Origin of the sequence: Nocardia sp. NBC_01009 (assembly GCF_045208035.1) — a bacterium.
Classification (GTDB): Bacteria; Actinomycetota; Actinomycetes; order Mycobacteriales; family Mycobacteriaceae; genus Nocardia.
Window position 1 is genome coordinate 5,965,733 of sequence record NZ_CP108695.1, and the last position, 18,503, is coordinate 5,984,235.

Annotated in this window: 4 protein-coding genes and 1 pseudogene; 1 reads left to right on the forward strand and 4 read right to left on the reverse strand. The window is 63.5% G+C overall.

Going from position 1 to position 18,503, the window contains the following annotated elements; genetic code table 11:
- Positions 1-196 precede the first annotated feature (196 nt).
- From OHA42_RS26775 to OHA42_RS26790, 4 genes and pseudogenes are all read right to left on the reverse strand, one after another.
- Positions 197-1,879, reverse strand: a pseudogene (locus tag OHA42_RS26775) (type I polyketide synthase); the annotation flags it as partial.
- 68 nt (positions 1,880-1,947) lie between these two features.
- A complete protein-coding gene (locus OHA42_RS26780) occupies positions 1,948-7,143 on the reverse strand; it encodes an SDR family NAD(P)-dependent oxidoreductase (RefSeq protein WP_406230579.1) in 5,196 nt (1,731 codons plus the stop codon).
- Between the two features lie 86 nt (positions 7,144-7,229).
- Positions 7,230-11,756: a type I polyketide synthase gene (locus OHA42_RS26785; RefSeq protein WP_406230580.1), complete on the reverse strand. Its 4,527-nt coding sequence runs from the start codon at positions 11,754-11,756 to the stop codon at positions 7,230-7,232.
- 26 nt (positions 11,757-11,782) lie between these two features.
- A complete protein-coding gene (locus OHA42_RS26790; protein WP_406230581.1) occupies positions 11,783-17,221 on the reverse strand; it encodes a type I polyketide synthase in 5,439 nt (1,812 codons plus the stop codon).
- 563 nt (positions 17,222-17,784) lie between these two features.
- Between OHA42_RS26790 and OHA42_RS26795 the strand changes: the two genes are divergently transcribed.
- Entirely contained in the window at positions 17,785-18,447 is a 663-nt protein-coding gene (locus tag OHA42_RS26795; protein ID WP_406230582.1) for a class I SAM-dependent methyltransferase, read from the forward strand.
- Positions 18,448-18,503 lie beyond the last annotated feature (56 nt).

Here is an 18,503-nt window from a genome sequence, read left to right on the forward strand (position 1 = left end):
CTTCGAGCGGGGTTCCTCGAATCCAGCCGTTCGCGACGACTTGAAGAAATACATTCGCGGCATCGATTTCCGACGAGTCGAACACAATGACGTGTCCATTTCCCCGGCTCGAGTCCGAGTGCATTCGGCGGCCGCGTTCGGCGACGAGCGCGCACGCATCCTTCAACGACAGAACACCCGCGACATGAGCGGCAGTGACCTCACCCGACGAACGACCCCGCGCCAACGCCGTCAACCCCGCGACCAGCTCATCCATATCCCGGCCCAGCACCACCGCCCGATGCTCGAACATCGACCGCGTCGTCACCAACGAGAAACCGACATCAACCGGATCCAACCCAGGACACCGAACCAGATGATCGAGCAGCTTCGCAGCCTGACCAGCCAACGCCCCCGCACTCTTAGCCGAAATCACCCACGGCACAACCGAACCCGCCGCACCATCGACGGTGCTTGCCTCCGGCACCTGCACAGGCAGCTCGGAAGAGAACTGCTCGAGGATCACGTGTGCATTGGTGCCACTGATACCGAAGGACGACACCGCGGCACGCCGCGGCCGATCCTCGGCCGGCCAGGGCAGCGCCTCGGTCACCAACCGCACATCCCCGGCCGACCAATCCACCTCGGAGCTGGGTTCATCGATATGCAGGGTCGCGGGCACCGTTCCACAGCGCATCGCCTCCACCATTTTGATCACCCCCGCCACCCCTGAAGCCAGCTGTGTGTGGCCCATGTTCGATTTGATCGAACCCAGCAAGAGCGGCCGCTCTGGCCGCCGATGCTGCCCATAGGTCGCCAACAGCGCTTGCGCCTCGATCATGTCCCCCAGCGCAGTGCCGGTCCCGTGCCCCTCGACCACGTCGACCTCGTCGGCCGGCACCCCGGCGTTGGCCAGCGCCGCGCGGATCACCTGCTGCTGCGACAGACCGCTCGGCGCCATCAACCCGTTCGACGCACCATCCTGATTGACCGCCGAACCACGCACCACCGCCAGCACCTCGTAGCCCAGACGACGCGCATCCGACAACCGCGCCAACATCAACATGCCCACACCCTCGGCGAAGGTCGTGCCGTCGGCGCCGGCCGCGAACGACTTCACCCGCCCGTCACCGGCCAGCCCGACATCGCCTTCGAGCAATGCGAAGATGCTCGGAGTCGCGATCACCGACCCGCCCCCGGCCAGGGCCAGCGAGCACTCACCCAAACGCAGCGCCTGCACTGCCAGATGCACGGCCACCAAGGCTGACGAACACGCCGTATCCAGGCTTATCGCAGGCCCTTTCAGGCCGAGGAGGTAGGAGATGCGGCCCGAGGCCAGCGCCGAGACATTTCCGGTCAGATAGTGGGACTTCGAATCGGCGTCGGCAGCGAAATCTCCCCACGCGTCCAGCGATCCATACCCTTGATCGTTGCCTGCGCCCAGGTAGACGCCGGTATCGCTGCCGTGCAGCGACCGTGGGTCGATCCTGGCGCGTTCGATTGCCTCCCATGCGACTTCCAGTGCGAGGCGGTGCAGGGGGTCCATGGCCAGCGCTTCGTGTGGACCGATCCCGAAGAAGTCCGCGTCGAACTCGCCGGGCGCACTGAGAAACCCGCCCGATCGGCTCCCGATATTGTCGAAATCGATGGGGCCGAAACCCTCTCGGACCAGCTGATCCCATCCTCGGTCGGTCGGCCAGTCGGTGATGAGATCGCTGCCGTTCAGCACCGCGTCCCCGAGATCCTGCGGTGAGTCGATGCCACCCGGGTAGCGGCAGGACATGCCGATGATCGCGATCGGCTCGCGCACCCTCGCCTCGAGCTCCCGCAGGCGCTGACGAGTCTTCTGCAGATCCTTGACAGCCTTCTTCAGATAGTCGCGGAGCTCATTCTCTTTCACCGTGAGACCTCTCAACTTCAATCGACATTCTTGAACGCATATTGATTGTTTCGGCCGACACGAGAGAACTAGTCGAGCACCGGATCGGAGCGGTCCAGATAGTCGAACAGGGAGTCGTCTTCATCGAAATCCAGGTCTTCATCCAGATAGCTCTCATGACTCGCAATGGAATTGTCCGGCATTTTCGCTCGAATTCTCCGGGCCATCTCCTCTATGCGGTCCGCGAGACTCGCGAGGTCTCGATCCTCGAGCTCCTCGGTCAACGAGGTGGCGGCAAGTGTGTCGAGCTGGCTGAGGATCCGGGTCGCCGGGTTTTCATCGGGGATGATGACTTCGCGGAGGTAGCGCGCCAGCGCTGCGGGTGTCGGATAGTCGAAGACGACTGTCACCGGCAGCTTCACACCGGTAGCGGCCTGTACTCGGTTGCGGAACTCGACGGCGCCCAGGGAGTCGAATCCCAGATCGGCGAATGCGGAGTCAGCGGGAATATCGTCGGGGGATTTGTGCCCGAGCACTGTGGCCGCGTGTGCTCGAATCACGTCGAGCAGCAGCTGTTCCCGGCCAGCTCGGTCGAGCCCGATCAAACCGGCCTGCAGTTTCGAGGTCTGACCCGAATCACCGTCGGAGGCGCGTCTGGTCACTCGCACCAATCCGCGCAACAGCGGAGGTAGGTCGTCCGCGTCGACGACCTGCCGACGGATCGCCGCCAGGTCCAGGCGGGTCGGCACCGTCGATGGCAAACCTGCGGCCATCGCGGCGTCGAACAGTGCCATACCCCGGGCATCCGATATCGGAGTGAAACCACTACGCCGCATTCGCTCGCGGTCCACATCGTTCAGATGCGCGGTCATGCCGGTGGCCCGTTCCCAGAAGCCCCACGCCATGGACGTCCCCGGGAGACCCAGTCGCTGCCGGTGTTGGGCCAGACCATCCAGAAAGGCGTTCGCCGCCGCGTAATTCGCCTGGCCGGGACTGCCGAGCAAACCCGCTATCGACGAGAACATGACGAACGCGTCCAGCGGCATATCGCGAGTCGCCTCGTGCAGATTCCACGCCGCGTCCACCTTGGGCAGCAGAGCCCGATCGATATGGTCCGGCGTCTGCGACGAGAAGACCGCATCGTCGACAACGCCCGCCACATGAACGACCGCCGTCAGCGGATGCGCCCGATCGATACCCGCTACCAGGGAATTCACCGCGGACCGATCCGCCATATCGCAGGCGACCACGTCCACCCGCGCTCCCAGCGCCGACAACCGCGACGCCAATTCGACGGCTCCCGCTGCAGCGGACCCTCGGCGTGAGGTCAGCACCATATGCCGCACACCATGTTCGGCCACCAGGTGCCGGGCCAGAATGCCCCCCAGACCGCCGGTGCCACCGGACACCAGCACCGTGCCCTCCGGGTGTAAACCCCGTGGCATCGACAGCACATTCTTCCCGATATGCCGCGCCTGACTCAGATACCGGAATGCCTCCGGCGCCTGGCGCACGTCCCACGCCGTTACCGGCACCGGACGCAGCGCACCGATCTCGAACAGTGCCGCCAACTCGACCAGGATCTCGTGAATACGGTCGAGTCCTGCCTCGGTCAGCATGAATTGGCGGTATTCGACACCCGGGTGCCGAGCCGCGATCCGATCCGCGTCCCGAATATCGGTGACACCCATTTCGATGAATCGCCCACCGCGTGGCAACAATTCGAGCGAAGCGTCGATCTTGTCGCCGGCCAGCGAATTGAGAACGACGTCGACTCCCGCGCCACCGGTGTTCCGAAGGAACTTGCCGGCGAAATCCGAACTCCGGGTGTCACCGATGCGGTCGTCGGCAAAACCCAGGCCGCGCAGCGCATCCCATTTCGGGACGCTCGCCGTCACATACAGATCCAGTCCCCAATGTCGCGCCAACTGCACCGCGGCCATACCGACACCGCCGGTCGCCGAATGCACCAGCACCGACTCACCCGCGGACACCGCCGCCAGATCCCGCAGCGCGTAGACCGCCGTCGCGAACACGACGGGTATCCCGGCCGCCTGGTCGAACGACAACCCCTCGGGAATGCGAACCATCATCCGCTGATCCGCCACCACCGTCGCACCGACGCCCGTGAAGATTCCCATCACCCGATCGCCGGGCATCAGGCCCACCACGTCGTCGGCCACGTCGAGCACCACGCCGGCGCCCTCGCTGCCGACCGGGGTATTCGGAACCGGATACATCTCCAGCACGATCAGCACATCGCGGAAGTTCAGGCCCGCCGCACGCAGTCCGACCCGGACCTGCCCCGGCTCCAGCGGGCCGTCCGCCGAAACATGGGGTGCGACCACCATATTGTCGCCGTGCAACGTCCCGCGCCCGCGCGTGATCAGCTGCCAATCACCGCCGGTGGTCACCAATTCCGCAGCACCCAGGACATCCGCTCCGGCCTGCGCCAAGCGCGGCACGAGCACAACCCTGCCCCGAATAGCGACCTGATGTTCGCCGCGCTGCGTAATCGCGGCGACGACCCCGCTGCGATAGTCCGCGCGATCCGCGACATCGACCAACCGGATCTGTCCGGGATATTCACTCTGGGCGCTGCGCGCCAAACCCCACACAGCGGCGCCCACCAAATCCGCGACATCCTCGACGCCGTGCGTCGCGACCGCCCCGGAGGTCACCACCACGACCGATACCGGCTGCTCCCGCAGGAGACCCTGCAACCGACCGAGAACATCGGTGATGCCGGCCCGCACCCGCCGGCCACCGTCCTCGCCGATATCAGCGAAGAAGCATCGCACAACCAGGAATTCCCGACCCTCGACCACACACCGTTCCAGCGGCAGCCGGGCATCGTCGGCCGCGGCGGTCCATTCACCCTGCGGCACAATATCTTCGGCATGCGGAACCGCGAGCCAGTTCGTCGTGAAGAGTGCCTCGTCGCCCGAGGAGCGCTGCGCCGCGCCTGCGAATACCTCCGGTGAAACCTCTCGCACCGTCAGCGCACCGACTCGCGCGACCGGTCCCCCCGCCGGATCGGACAGCTCGATCTCGAAACGATCGGAACCCTTGGGCCGCAGGCACACCCGCACACTGGTTGCGCCGATCGCCGTCAGCGAGACATCCTCCCAGCAGAAGGGCAGGCGAATCGCGCCGGCGGCACTCGCGGCATCGAGAGCGCCTGTCACCACCAACGCGTGCAGCGCGGCGTCGAGCAGTGCCGGATGAATCCCGAACCCTGCCACCGCCATCTGGTCATGCTCGGGCAAACTCACCTCGGCGAACGTCTCGTCCCTGCGGCGCCACACCGATTCGAGCCCCCGGAAAACCGACCCGTACTCGTAGCCGGCCTCGGCCAAGTCGCCGTACACATCACCGAGCTGCACCGCGATCGAACCCACCGGCGGCCACACCGTCGCGGCGGCCGATACGCCGGCACCCGCATCCTCGGCGCGCAATACCCCCACCGCGTGACACACCCACGCCTCAGCGGGGCCGTCACCGGAAACCTGAGGCCGCGAGAACACCGATACCGGCCGTGGCCCTGACCCCGCGACATCGTCGACAACGACCTGCAACTCCACCGCGCTCGAGTCCGGCACCACCAACGGCGCTTGCAGGATCAGCTCCTGCAACACCGGAACCGCAGCCATGCCACCCGCGTACCAGGCCAACTCCACAAATGCCGTTCCCGGCAACAGAATCGCGCCGCCCACCCGATGCCCGGCCAGCCATGGATGCACCTGCAACGACAGCCGGCCCGACAGCAACACCCCACCGCCCTGGGCCAAACTCACCACGGCGCCCAGGAACGGATGCCCCGCCGCAGTCAAACCGGCCGCACCGACATTTGTGGTCGGACTTTCATTCAGCCAGAAAGACTTCCGCTGAAACGCATAGGTCGGCAAGCCCACCCGCCGGGCGCCGGACCCCGCGAAAGCAGCCGACCAATCGACCTCGGCGCCAACCACATACGCCTCCGCAACCCCGGTGACGAAGGCCATATCCGCGTCACGGTTCAGCCGCAGCAGCGGCGCGACCACCTGCGGCGGCGCGGCCTGCGACCCGAGGCTGTCGCGTACCATCGCGGAAAGCGCAGCGCCGGGGCCGATTTCGAGGAAATATTCGGCGTTTCCGGGTTGCCCCAGGTACTCGACACCCGACAGGAATCGAACGGGGTCGCGTAGCTGCTGGACCCAGTAGTCGTGTGAACCGAGCCGGGTGGATTCCGCGGGCCTTCCGGTCAGATTGGAGACGACTTCGATCTCCGGCGCACGATAGGCGAGACCGCGGCAGACCTCGGCGAAGTCGGCCAGGATCGGGTCCATCCGCCGGGAATGAAAAGCATGGCTGGTCCGCAGCCGCCTAGTCTTGGTTCCGGCGGTCGCCAGTGCCTGCTCGAATTCTCCGACTGCGTCCTCGTCGCCGGAGACCACCACGGCGGCAGGCGCATTCACCGCCGCAATGCCGAGTCTGTCACCGTAGTCGGCCAGCGCGGTGGCGACGATATCCTCCGTCGCCGATACCGCCATCATGGAACCGCCCGCCGGCAGGGATTGCATGAGCCGGCCGCGGGCGGCGACGAGTGCGCAGGCATCTGTCAACGACAGAACACCGGCGATATGAGCCGCGGTGATCTCGCCCAGCGAATGACCCAGCACATAATCCGGCCGCACACTCCAGGATTCGAGCAACCGGAACAACGCCACCTCGACAGCGAACAACCCCGCCTGCGTGTACATCGTCTGGTCCAACAACTCCGCAGCACCGGAACCGGGACCAGCGAAAATCACCTCCCGCAACGGAAATTCGAACACCCCGTCGAACTCGGCGCAAATACTGTCGAACACCCCGGCGTACACCGGATACTCCCGATACAGCCCCCACCCCATACCCGCCGACTGACTACCCTGCCCCGGAAACAGAAACGCTGTCTTCCCGCTGACGGCGACACGACCGGTCACCAACCCCGACGCCACGGCACCCCGCGCCAACGCCGTCAACCCCGCGACCAGCTCATCCATATCCCGGCCCAGCACCACCGCCCGATGCTCGAACATCGACCGCGTCGTCACCAACGAGAAACCGACATCAACCGGATCCAACCCAGGACACCGAACCAGATGATCGAGCAGCTTCGCAGCCTGACCAGCCAACGCCCCCGCACTCTTAGCCGAAATCACCCACGGCACAACCGAACCCGCCGCACCATCGACAATGCCGTCCGCCGACGCCCCACCAGGCAACCCGGAAGAGATCTGCTCGAGCTCGTCTGTATTCGCCATCGACAACTTCTCCTACTAATACTGTCCAGATGCGCGGCACGACAACCGGTTACATCCAGCGTGAAAGACCCACCCGAGAACTATTGTCAGCGTGAGGTGCCCGCATCGGCAGCCGCCGCAACCCGGCTTCGGTCCGCGGCGTCATCGAGCCCGTGCCGACCCGACGTCTCGAAGGCGGAGAGCGGGCGATCCGGGGCCTGCGCCAACTTCAGGAAAAGCGACACCCAATCCGCGAGCAGCGCTTCCGCGGCCGCCGCATCGACTCGGGCGGGCTGATAGATCAGCCGGAAAGCGAGCTTGGCGCCTGGAATGACCATCGCCCAGATCGGGAGATTCGACCGTAGGTGAACATCGACATCCTCGAACGAGACGTCGGCGAAACCCATATCCATCCCGCCGAAAGTATGGACCGCCACCGCCACCGCGGACTCGAACAACGGACGCCCGCCGCCCACGTCCGACCACTCCGCCAGATCGATCGGCGCGACGTGTTCGAACCTCCGGATCGAGGTGACACCTGCTTGGAGTTGCCTCAGCCATTCTCCGGCGGAGAGCGACGGATCGAGGTGAACGCGCACCGGGAGCACATTCGAGAACGCGCCCGCGATCTGCTCCATACCGGCAGTGGGACCGAACCGCCCGGACAGCGCCGCGCCGATCATGACGTCTGATTCCCCGCTGTGTCGGCCGACGACACCAGCCCACGCCCCGTACGCCACCGTCGCAAGGGTGACGCGCTCGGCGCGCAAACTGTCGATCACGGCAGTGGTCTGCTCGTCCGTGAGCTCGACGGCAACGACGGGCTGGCCGTGATCCTCCTCGGCGGCCACCGGCGGCTGCCCAGGGCGAATCGCGTGCAAACCATTGGGCACCGCGCTGTTCAGCTCGACGCGCCAGAATGCTTCGGCAGGACCACGGTCGAGTTCGTGAACCCAGGAAATGTATTCCCGGAACGACCGGGCGGGCTTCAGCACACGCTGCCTGCCCGATTTCAGGCCCTCGTACAGGGCGGCTGTTTCCGCCACGACCATCGCGAAAGAGGTGCCGTCCAGGATCATTCGATGATGGGTCCACACAACCCGGTGTCTGTCTTCGGCCACTTTGACGACCGTCATCCGGGTGAGCGGAGCCGAGGAAAGGTCGAAGCCCCGCCAGCGATCCTGCGCAATGAACTCGGCCTCGCGCTCGGCCGCGGCGCCACTGTCCAGCGCGGTCGCGTCTTCGACAACGAAAGGTATCGTCGCGCGGCGGCGAACCACCTGCAAGGGCTCGGACCCGCTCCACACTATGGATGTTCTCAGCGCCGGGTGCCGATCAACCACCAATTGTGTGGCACGGCGGAACAGTTCGACCTCGAGTGGACCGACCAATGTCGCCACCAGCTGTTCCAGGAACATTCCGGCGCCGCCGTCCGCGAGGACGTGCCGCAGTACATCCTGCTGCACCGGGGACAGCCGATAGATATCTTCTATCTCGGCATCGGCCGAGGGAATTCCAGGCGGCAGCTCGCTCAACTGATCGGCGATTTCGGTCAATTGGTCGGCGGTGATCTCCGAAAGGATTCCCGTATTGGTAACCGCTGTGCGCACCTCATACTCGGCATCGGCAGGTGCGCTCTCACCCTCCGAGCTCGACAACGACCGCTCATGCACCGCGCGCGCTAGCAATCGAATCGTCTGATTCTCCAACAGATCCTGTGGTTCGATGTCCGCCCCGGCCTCCAACGCTCGACGGACGAATCCGACCGCCATCAGCGAATCGACGCCGAGATCGAAGAAATTCGTGTCGAAGTCGAGGTCTTCCACGCCGAGTACCTCGTTCGCGATCTCGCTCAGCATGAGCTCGATCTCCCGGAGACCGCGTCCGCCTTCGACATTCACGCTCGGGCCGGAGGGCCGCGCCCGGTTCGACTCCGGCACGTCCGCCTCGTCCGCCTCGTCCGCCTCGTGCGGGACAGCGGGGACCGCGTCGATCCAATAGCGGTCGTGGGCGAACGGGTAGGTCGGCAGGCGAGTCCACCGCGGCGAACTTCCCGCATAGCGCGGCGACCAATCGATGGACACTCCGGCCGCCCAGAGCTGACCGAGTCCGCCGAGGAAAATCTCATGATCGTCCTGGGTCTCGGACGATCGACGCATGAGACGTACCGCGCGACTGTGGTCGGCCCAGCTCTGGTGCCGCTTCACCGACGCGCTCAGCGATCCGCCGGGTCCGACTTCGACGAACGCGTAACCGGCCGAATCCAGCAGATTCTCGACATTGTCCTTGAACCGGACCGTGGCGCGAACACTCGCCGCCCACATCGCCGGATCCGTAGCCTCCGCATCGGACATCCACGCACCGGATTTATTCGACAGCAACGGGATTTTCGGCGCGGCGAGCGGCAGGTCCCGGAGTACATCCCGGAACATCGGAACGACCGGATCCATAAGGGCCGAATGAAATGCATGCGATACATCCAATCGGCGGACGAGAATTCCTCGATCAGCCGACCAGCGTTCGAATTCCTCGATGCGCCGCACGTCACCCGAAATCACACACTGCTGAGAGTCGTTGATCGCGGCCAGATCCAACCCGGACCCGAGCCTATCCTCGATATCACCGACAGCGGCGGCAACAGCGAGCATCGCGCCCGTCGGCGCCGCGTGCATCAGATCAGCCCGCGCGATCACCGCGCGGATCGCGGTGTCGAGATCGAAGACGCTGGCGATCGTAGCCGCCACATACTCACCGATGCTGTGCCCGGCCACGGCCGCAGGCACCACACCGTACGACTCCAGGAGCTTGGCCAGGGCATATTCGACACTGAAGAGGGCGGGCTGAACGTAATCGGTCCGGTTCAACAGCGTCGCGTCCGATCCGTACACAACGGAGCGGATGTCGCGATCGGACAACTTCTTAAATTTGTCGACACAGTGGTCGAAGTTCTCCGCGAATACCGGTTCCGCGGCAAGCAGTTCGCGGGCCATCCCGACATATTGCGTACCCTGCCCCGGGAACAGGAAGGCGACCTTCGGCTCCGGGGTCAGCATGGCCTTGGGTTCATTTCCACGACCGACCACGGTCTGCGCAGCCCGGCCCCGGTCGTTCACCACGGTGGCCACTCGTACCCCGTGTGGCTTTCGCCCCTGCTCGAGCGTGTACGCGACATCGACGAGGTCGAGTGTCGGATTCGACTTCAGATGCGCGGCCAGACGTCCCTTCGATTCCGTGACCGCGTCACGGGTTTGACCCGACAACAGCAGTACCTGCGGCCCTGTCCTGGTCGACCGGGATGTGACAACCGGCGCCTCTTTCACCACGATGTGCGCGTTGGTGCCGCCGACCCCGAACGAACTCACGCCGGCGTATCGCGGACCATCCCATTCCCAGGGCAGACACTGGGTCTGCGGCCTGAAAGGACTGCGATCGAGGTTCAGCTCGGGATTCGGCTTTTCGTAATGCAGCGTCGGCGGAATCTCGCGGTGCTGGAGGCTCAACACCGTCTTGATCAGGCCCACTACGCCCGACGCCACCTCGAGATGTCCTATATTGGATTTGACGGAGCCGATAGCGCACGGCGCTGAACGCTGCCTTCTCGATATCTCGAAAGCCCGTTTCAGTGCCTCCAACTCGATGGGGTCACCCAGCGGTGTACCGGTGCCATGAGCTTCGATATAGCTGATATCGGCCGAGTCGACACCGGCAACAGCGTGTGCTTCGGCGATAACGTCCGCCTGGGCCGCGACATTGGGTGCGGAGAACGCTATCTTCCGAGACCCGTCGTTATTGATGGTGGACCCGACAATCACGCCCCGGACAATATCCTTCGCCGCTAGGGCGTCGTCCAGCCGCTTCAAAACAACGATGCCGGCGCCACTGCCGAATACGGTACCGTCGGCCTTGGCGTCGAACGGCCGGCAATGCCCGCTCGCCGACATCATGGATCCCGGCTCATAGAAGTATCCGACGTGATGCGGTATCCGAATCGACACAGCACCGGCAAGCGCCATGTCACATTCATTCGACAGCAAGCTCTGACATGCCATGTGCACCGCGACCAAGGAAGAGGAACATGCCGTCTGGACGGTGAGACTCGGACCCCGGAGGTTGAACTGGTGCGATACCCGGGTCGCCAGATAATCCTTGTCATTGTGAATCAACAAGTTGAGCAGTTCCGCATTCGCGCCCTGGGCCAGCGACTCGCGCAGATCGCCGTGCGAAAGCAGGTTATTCAGCAGATAGCCACTGGCCGCACTGCTGCCGAAGACCCCGATCGCGCCACCGTACCGGTACGGATCGCAGCAGGCGTCCTCGAGCGCACTCCAGGCGGTCTGCAGAAACATCCGATGCTGCGGATCCATGATCCGCGCCGCGCGTGGCGTGAGCCCGAAGAATTCGGCGTCGAACTTGTCAATATCTGTCAGAATCGGCGCACGCCGTACATAAGCGGAGCGCTTGAAGACCTCCGCAGGAACTCCCGATTCGGCTAGCATCTCATCCGAGATATCTACAATAGACTCGTAGCCGCCGCGAAGATTGTCCCAATATTCTTCCAGCGATACGGCACCAGGAAACCTCCCCGCCATGCCGATGATTGCAATTGAATTCTCGATACCAGAGTCCACGGTCATCGTCACCCCCTACTTACATAATTCTGCTATTCACCACGCGGTCGACGCGCCCGGGCGCTACGGCGGGCGTGTGCACGTTCCACCGGACGATTGTCGAGTTCGTCCGAATGCTCCTCCGAGCTCAAGCCGAGCTGAATAACGATATCCTTCTCCAAATCGCGCAACGACGCGCCTTGCAGTAGCAGTCCGACCGACGGCTCCACCCCGAAGTCCCAGCGGCACGTATTCTTAATTCGCATGGCCATCAGCGAGTCCATACCGGCCGCAAACAACGAGGCGTTCGAATCCAGGCCCGCAGACGACGTAGCACCGATGATGACACTCAAGCGGGAGACCAATCGTTCCGCTATCGCGTTACCGGCTTCCGCGGGACTCAGCTGCCGAAGTCCGTCCGAGCCGATCCAATCCTCCGCCGCTTCCGCATGATCGAATTCTTGGATCACCTCCCTGAAGTAGGCCATCTGCTTCAGTTCCGGAAGGGCGACCGCACGGTCCAGCCGTAGCCGCGCAATTCCGATCCGTGCCGGGTTGTGAGCCAGGACTGTTCCGAATGCGTCGACTCCCTCCGTGGGCGTGAGCGGGTCGATAACGGGTAGGAGGACCGAGGTAGCCAAACCGACACCCGACCATTGGCCCCAATTGATCACCGATGCCGGTTCACCCTGAGCTCGGCGCCAGTGAGCGAAAGCATCGAGCCAGGCGTTTGCGCTGGCATAGGCTGCCTGGCCGGGTGAACCGATCATCGACGCCATCGATGAAAAGGCGATCCACCAGTCCAGCTCTCTGCCGACCGTGGCATTGTGCATCGCCACTGCCCCGGCGGCCTTCGGTCTCCAGACCTCGGTCACGCCAGCGTCGTCCAACGAGGTGAAGATTCCGTCATGGAGCACGCCGGCCGCGTGCACCACACCCCGCAACTGCCGACCGTTCGCTTCGGCAGCGGCTACGAGCCGCTCCGCGATTCCGGTGGTCGATACGTCACCGAGTTCGATGACCACATCACCGACGCCGTTGAGCTCAAGTACCGTCGCCGCTACCTCGGTGGACGGCGCAGACCGGCCGTTGAGAACCACACGGCCGGCGCCTGCATCCACCAGCCACCGCGCGATACTGAGTCCCAGTCCGCCGAGGCCGCCGGTGATGACGTAGGAGCCGTCGGCCCGCACAGTATTGCTCGGAGCTTCCGGACCCAATTGCGCTCTCGTGAGGGTTTCTACGTATCTGAGGCCGCCGCGCACAGCGACTATGTCGTCTCCAGCACCTGCGCCGAGTTCGGCTAACAGCTCCGAGGTGCCGTCAGCGCCGGGGTCGAGGTCGAGGAGCGTGGCCCGCAGCTGCGGGTTTTCGAACGCGAGCGTCCGGACAATCCCTCGCAACGCACCAACGGCCGGGTCGCCAGCTTCGCCGGCGTGGACAGCAAGGCCGCCTCGACCCACAAGCCACAGCCGTGGCGATTGCTTGTTCAGGTCCTGGACAATTGCTCGAACGATGGCGGCCAACCGCAGGATCGTCGCCTGCGTGCGTGCAACCCCCGCCGCGATGGCGGCCTCACCTGGCCGACTGGGATCGACGAAGACCACTATCTCGGCCGGCGAGGTGCCCGCGCCGCCCGCTGCCGACTCGAATGCCGCACGCAATGATCGCTCGTCCGCGAGCTGAGCGGTGAAGACCCGCCCCTGATCCGCGTCGATCGCGGCGGCCGCGCTCGACGCGATCGACGGCAGCTCGCCACTTTCGGTCAGCAGGATCCAACACCGCTCGTCGACGGAGTTCACGGATGCAGATTTCAGTGGTTCCGCTGTCCATTTCGTGTCGAAAACCTTCTGCCCGATCGGGAGATCCAGCTTCCGAGACGCCACTCTTTTCAAAGAGATACCAGCGAATTCGGCTACCACTCGGCCGGCATCATTCACCAGCTGGGCAGATGCTCGTATACCGCGGTCCGCATCGTCGGACTGACGGAGGTCCACGCGACACTCGATCTTGCCGTCGAGGGGCTCGAGGATTCGGAGGGACTCGATCGACTCCGGCAGGTAGGTCGCATCTGCCAGTCGCGGCAAGGCCGTGTCACTCAGCGCAGCACCGATGCTCTGCAAAGCGGCGTCGAGGATCACCGGATGCGCGATGAAACGGAGGTGTTGCGGTGCCGCGGGCGGAAGTTCGATCGTGGTGGAAGCCCTGCCCCCACCGTGACGTTCGATGCTGGTCAGCGCCGCGAAACCGGGCCCGTGCTGCTGTCCGGTCTGCCTCAACAGGGAATAATAGGTCCCCACCGGGACCTTTGTGGTTGAAGTCTCCAGCTCGCCCGCGGCACTACGGTCGATGCGTATGCCGTCACCGCCCGATTTGTCGGCACAAATCACCACCGCACCGGCGTGCCGGAGCCATTCGTCTGCGCCTGACCGTGAAAATATTTCGATCTCGACCGTTCGATCGGTGACCTGCCACTGCAGGTGTGTCGTCAGACTGACATTCTTGTCGAGCACGAGCATGCGTTCGACGTTGAAATCACGCAGCTCCAAGTCTTCAATGCCGACACGAAATGCTTCGCTCGCCGCACCCAAGCACACCTCGATAAATGCCGCGGCCGGCATGACCGGCATTCCGTGCACCCGATGGTCGTTGAGCCACGGATTCCGGTCGGTGCCGACATCGACACTCCACACATGGGTATCGGTACGCGGGATCAGGATGTCCCGGCCGAGCAGCGGATGGCCACCGGCGTCCGGTACGGGAGCCTGGTCGGCCGCCCAGAAATTCGAATGCGACCAGGGCGCCGCGGGGACGTCGACCAGCCTGCCCATGTCGGGCCCCAGTTTGCCGAATGTCCCCTCGAGCGCGGACAAGACCATCTCGAGTTGAGAATGAAACTCCTCGGCTTCATCGCGATCACGCTTCAAGGAGTAGGTCACCATGAAGCCCTCTCCCGCCAGCGCGGATTCGAGAGTGTCGGTGACGGGTGACCCAAGTACCGGATGAGGTGACATCTCGGTGAAGAGCCGATATCCGTCTTCGGCCGCAGACGACACCGCGCGGAAGAACTGCACGGGCTGTCGAAGGTTGCTGACCCAGTAGTCGGGATCGAACAGCGGCGTCTCCAGCGAGTCGGCGAAGGTTGCGGAATAGTATCCGGCTACCGGCGGCTGTCGTCTCTCGATGCCGTCGAGGCACTGCCGCAAATCAACGAGCAGATTGTCGACCTGCGGACTGTGGCTCGCGACGTCGCATTTGATGGGCCAGACCGGAACCGACTCCTTCTTGGCCTTCGTCATCAGCTTGGCCAGCTCTGCTTCGTCGCCCGAGATAATCGTCTGATTCGGTGCCGCGAGCACCGCGATATCCAGACCACTGTAGCTGCGGATCAGTTCGGCGCAGTCTGCCGAGCTGAGTGAAAACATTGCCATCGCACCGTGGCCCGAATTTCGCTCGAGCAGGCGTGAGCGACGACAAATGATGCTCACTCCATCCGATTTGTCGATGGCACCCGCAACGACCGCGGCCGCGATCTCGCCCATGGAGTGACCGATGACGGCACCGGGTGTCACGCCGTATGATCGCCAGAGTTCGGCGAGCGCGATCTGCATGCAGAACAATGCCGGCTGAATTTGCGAGATTCCCCGGAATTCTTCACCGCTGCACAGCATTTCGTAAAGATCGAAATCCACCTCGGCGGACATCAACGAGCTCAACTGCGATATTTCCCGGGCGAAGACGGGCTCGTCCTCCATCAGCGTCCGGCCCATCCCTGCCCATTGGGATCCCTGGCCGGAGAACAGCCATACCGGCCCGAGTGCGCTCTGGAGCCGGGGGTACATCACCACCCCATCCGGGTCCGGCGTGGACAGGCGCCGAAGTCTACGAGCAATGGTGGCACGATCTCGTCCCACGACCACTGCTCGATGCCGATAGTTCGCCTGGCTCCGATTGACAGTGTGGGCAATGTCGCCGATCGAGATCTTCGCGCCCTTACCCGTCATCCACTCTGCGAGAGCATTGGCAGAAGCGGCGACCCGGTCCGCGGTCTTTCCTGTCAACCGCACCGCGGTTGCCGGACGTTCACGTACTGCGTTCACTGGCACTTCCGGAGCTTGTTCCAGGACCACATGAGCGTTGGTGCCCGAAATACCGAAGGACGACACCCCCGCACGGCGTGGGTGACTCGTGGTGGGCCACTCCACACAGTCGGTAGGAACGAAATAGCGCGTTCCCGTCGGGTCTATCGCCGGATTCCACTCCTTGAAATGGTTATTCGGCGGAATAATGCCGTGGGAGAGCGCCAGGCTCGCCTTGATCAGCCCGGCAACCCCTGCAGCCGCCTCGAGGTGACCTAGATTTGTTTTCACTGCACCCAGTGCACAACCAATTCCCGAGGCGCCGTACGACTTCCGTATCGATTCGAACTCGATGGGATCACCGAGCGGTGTTCCGGTTCCGTGGGTTTCTATGAGACCTACGGTCCCAGGGAGTAGATCGGCAGATGCCAATGCCTGCCGGATGAGTTCGGATTGCGCTGCCCCGCTCGGGGCAGTGAGCCCGTTCGTAGGCCCGTCGTGGTTCACCGCCGTTCCACGAATGACGGATATGACACGATCGCCGTCGCGCAGCGCATCGGACAGCCGTTTGAGTACAACAACACCGCAACCCTCGCTACGAACGTATCCGTCCGCGTCGAGGTCGAAGGCGCGGCACCGGCCTGTCGGCGACAGCGCAGTCCATCGAGACATCGCCAGTCCCGCATAGGGCGACAGGCTCAACTGCACGCCACCGGCCAGAGCCAGATCGCTTTCACGCGACCTCAGACTTTGACACGCGAGATGGATGGCGACCAACGAAGAAGAGCAAGCTGTGTCGACAGTGAGGGACGGTCCATGCAGACCCAAGAGGTACGAGATACGGCCGGCGGCGGCGCTGTGCGCATTTCCCGTCGCCATATATGCGACCGGCTCGCTGCGCCGCTCGAGGTTGACTATTGTATAATCCCAGCTCGTCATTCCGATCATCACAGCGGTTCGACTGTTTCCGAGGGAATCGGCCGAAATTCCGGAGTGCTGCAGCGACTCCCACGCGACTTCGAGAAGCACCCGTTGCTGCGGATCCATGGCAGCCGCCTCGGCCGTCGATATGCCGAAGAATTCGGCGTCGAATCCGGCGGGATTGTCGATGAATCCGCCCCAATTCATGGCACTGCTGCGAGGCAGTCCCGGGTGCCGTTCATACTGGTCCTGGATATTCCAGCGCCCCGGCGGCACTTCGGTGATGGAATCCTTCTTTTCGATCAAAGATTCCCAGTAACTACCACAATCGGTAATCTGTCCCGGAAATCTACAACCGACACCCACGAGGGCGATTGGTTCCGTTTTCGCCGGTTCGCGCGTATCTTCGATTTCAGCGGAGAGCGCCTGCCAGAGTAGAGCCCTGGTCGCCGGAGAGAACTTCTTTATCAGTGATTCCACGTCGGTCTGCATCAGTGGATATCACCGAAGTTGACAATCTTCGACCAGTAATTCATTGGCCTGGAATCGGCACTCACGATCTTCCCCTCCGAACATGAAATTTAAACTCCCACAGACTCGGTGGATAGCCAACACGAATCTCCCTACTCCAGAACGCTACCAGCCGAGTGGGACCGGCGCCTCCCTCGCAATGGTGACGTAAATCACATTTTCACCTGGGTGACTGTGGCCGCCGGAAAGTCTAGAGTTCAACCCGTCAAGGGGATGGACTTCAGGGGGCTGGAATTCGCTATCAATAAACATCTATGCACCGTGGCGCTAGCGGCAGACTTTGCGTCAGCGCTATCAACACGCTCATGCGTTTGACCGCATGAATTGCGCACCGACCGGCCCGAGGACTCCCGGACACGCGACATCCGGGTTAGCCGGTTCACACTCCGGACAGCAAATTCCGAGCGATCTCGGAAACTGCACTATCCGGGCTCGCTCGGCTGATTTCCGCACTTCATGAACAACTCCAATTCGGCGCCCATCTCATAGTGCAATGCGCCGAGAAAAAAGGAAGGTGCAGAAGTATGACAATCGTAACCCAGACCTGGCGTCGAGGCACTTCGATAACCTCTGGCTGGGATTTCACGGTCAAACATCGCGCTGTAGCGATGGTCTATACCTACCTCGCTTTCGGATCCGACTACCGGCGCTGGTACGCCGACCTGGCCGCCGTTCGCAACCAGATCCAAGGCGCCGCGGTCCTCGATGTGCCCTGCGGCGGCGGCGCGGTGTTCGGGCACCTGTCCGGCACGGCTCCACGCCGATACATCGGCGCTGACGTCTCCCCCGCGATGCTTGCCCTGGCCGGCAAGGCAGCTGAGAAAGCTTCGATCCAAAACCTCGAGCTGGTCGAATGCGACGTGGTGACAATGCCTTACGACGCCGAATTCGACCTGTGCCTCAGTTATATGGGTCTGCATTGCATGCCCGACCCGGCCGGCGCGATTGCCGCGATGGCACGGGCGGTTCGGCCAGGTGGCGTGGTGCGTGGCAGCACAGTCATCATCGGCGCCGGGTGGCGGAGTGATCGATTCGTCTCGCTGTGGCAACGGCGTGGCATCTTCGCCGACGTCTACTCGAAGAACGATCTGCGTCAATGGCTCGTAACGGCGGGCCTCAATGCGATCACGATCGAGTGTTCGGGCGCGATCGCCTACTTCTCGGCAACCAAACCAGCACGCGGCTGAGCGGACTGCCGAACAGGGAACCACGTCGCACCGGAGCCAGTGGGGCATGCCGCCCC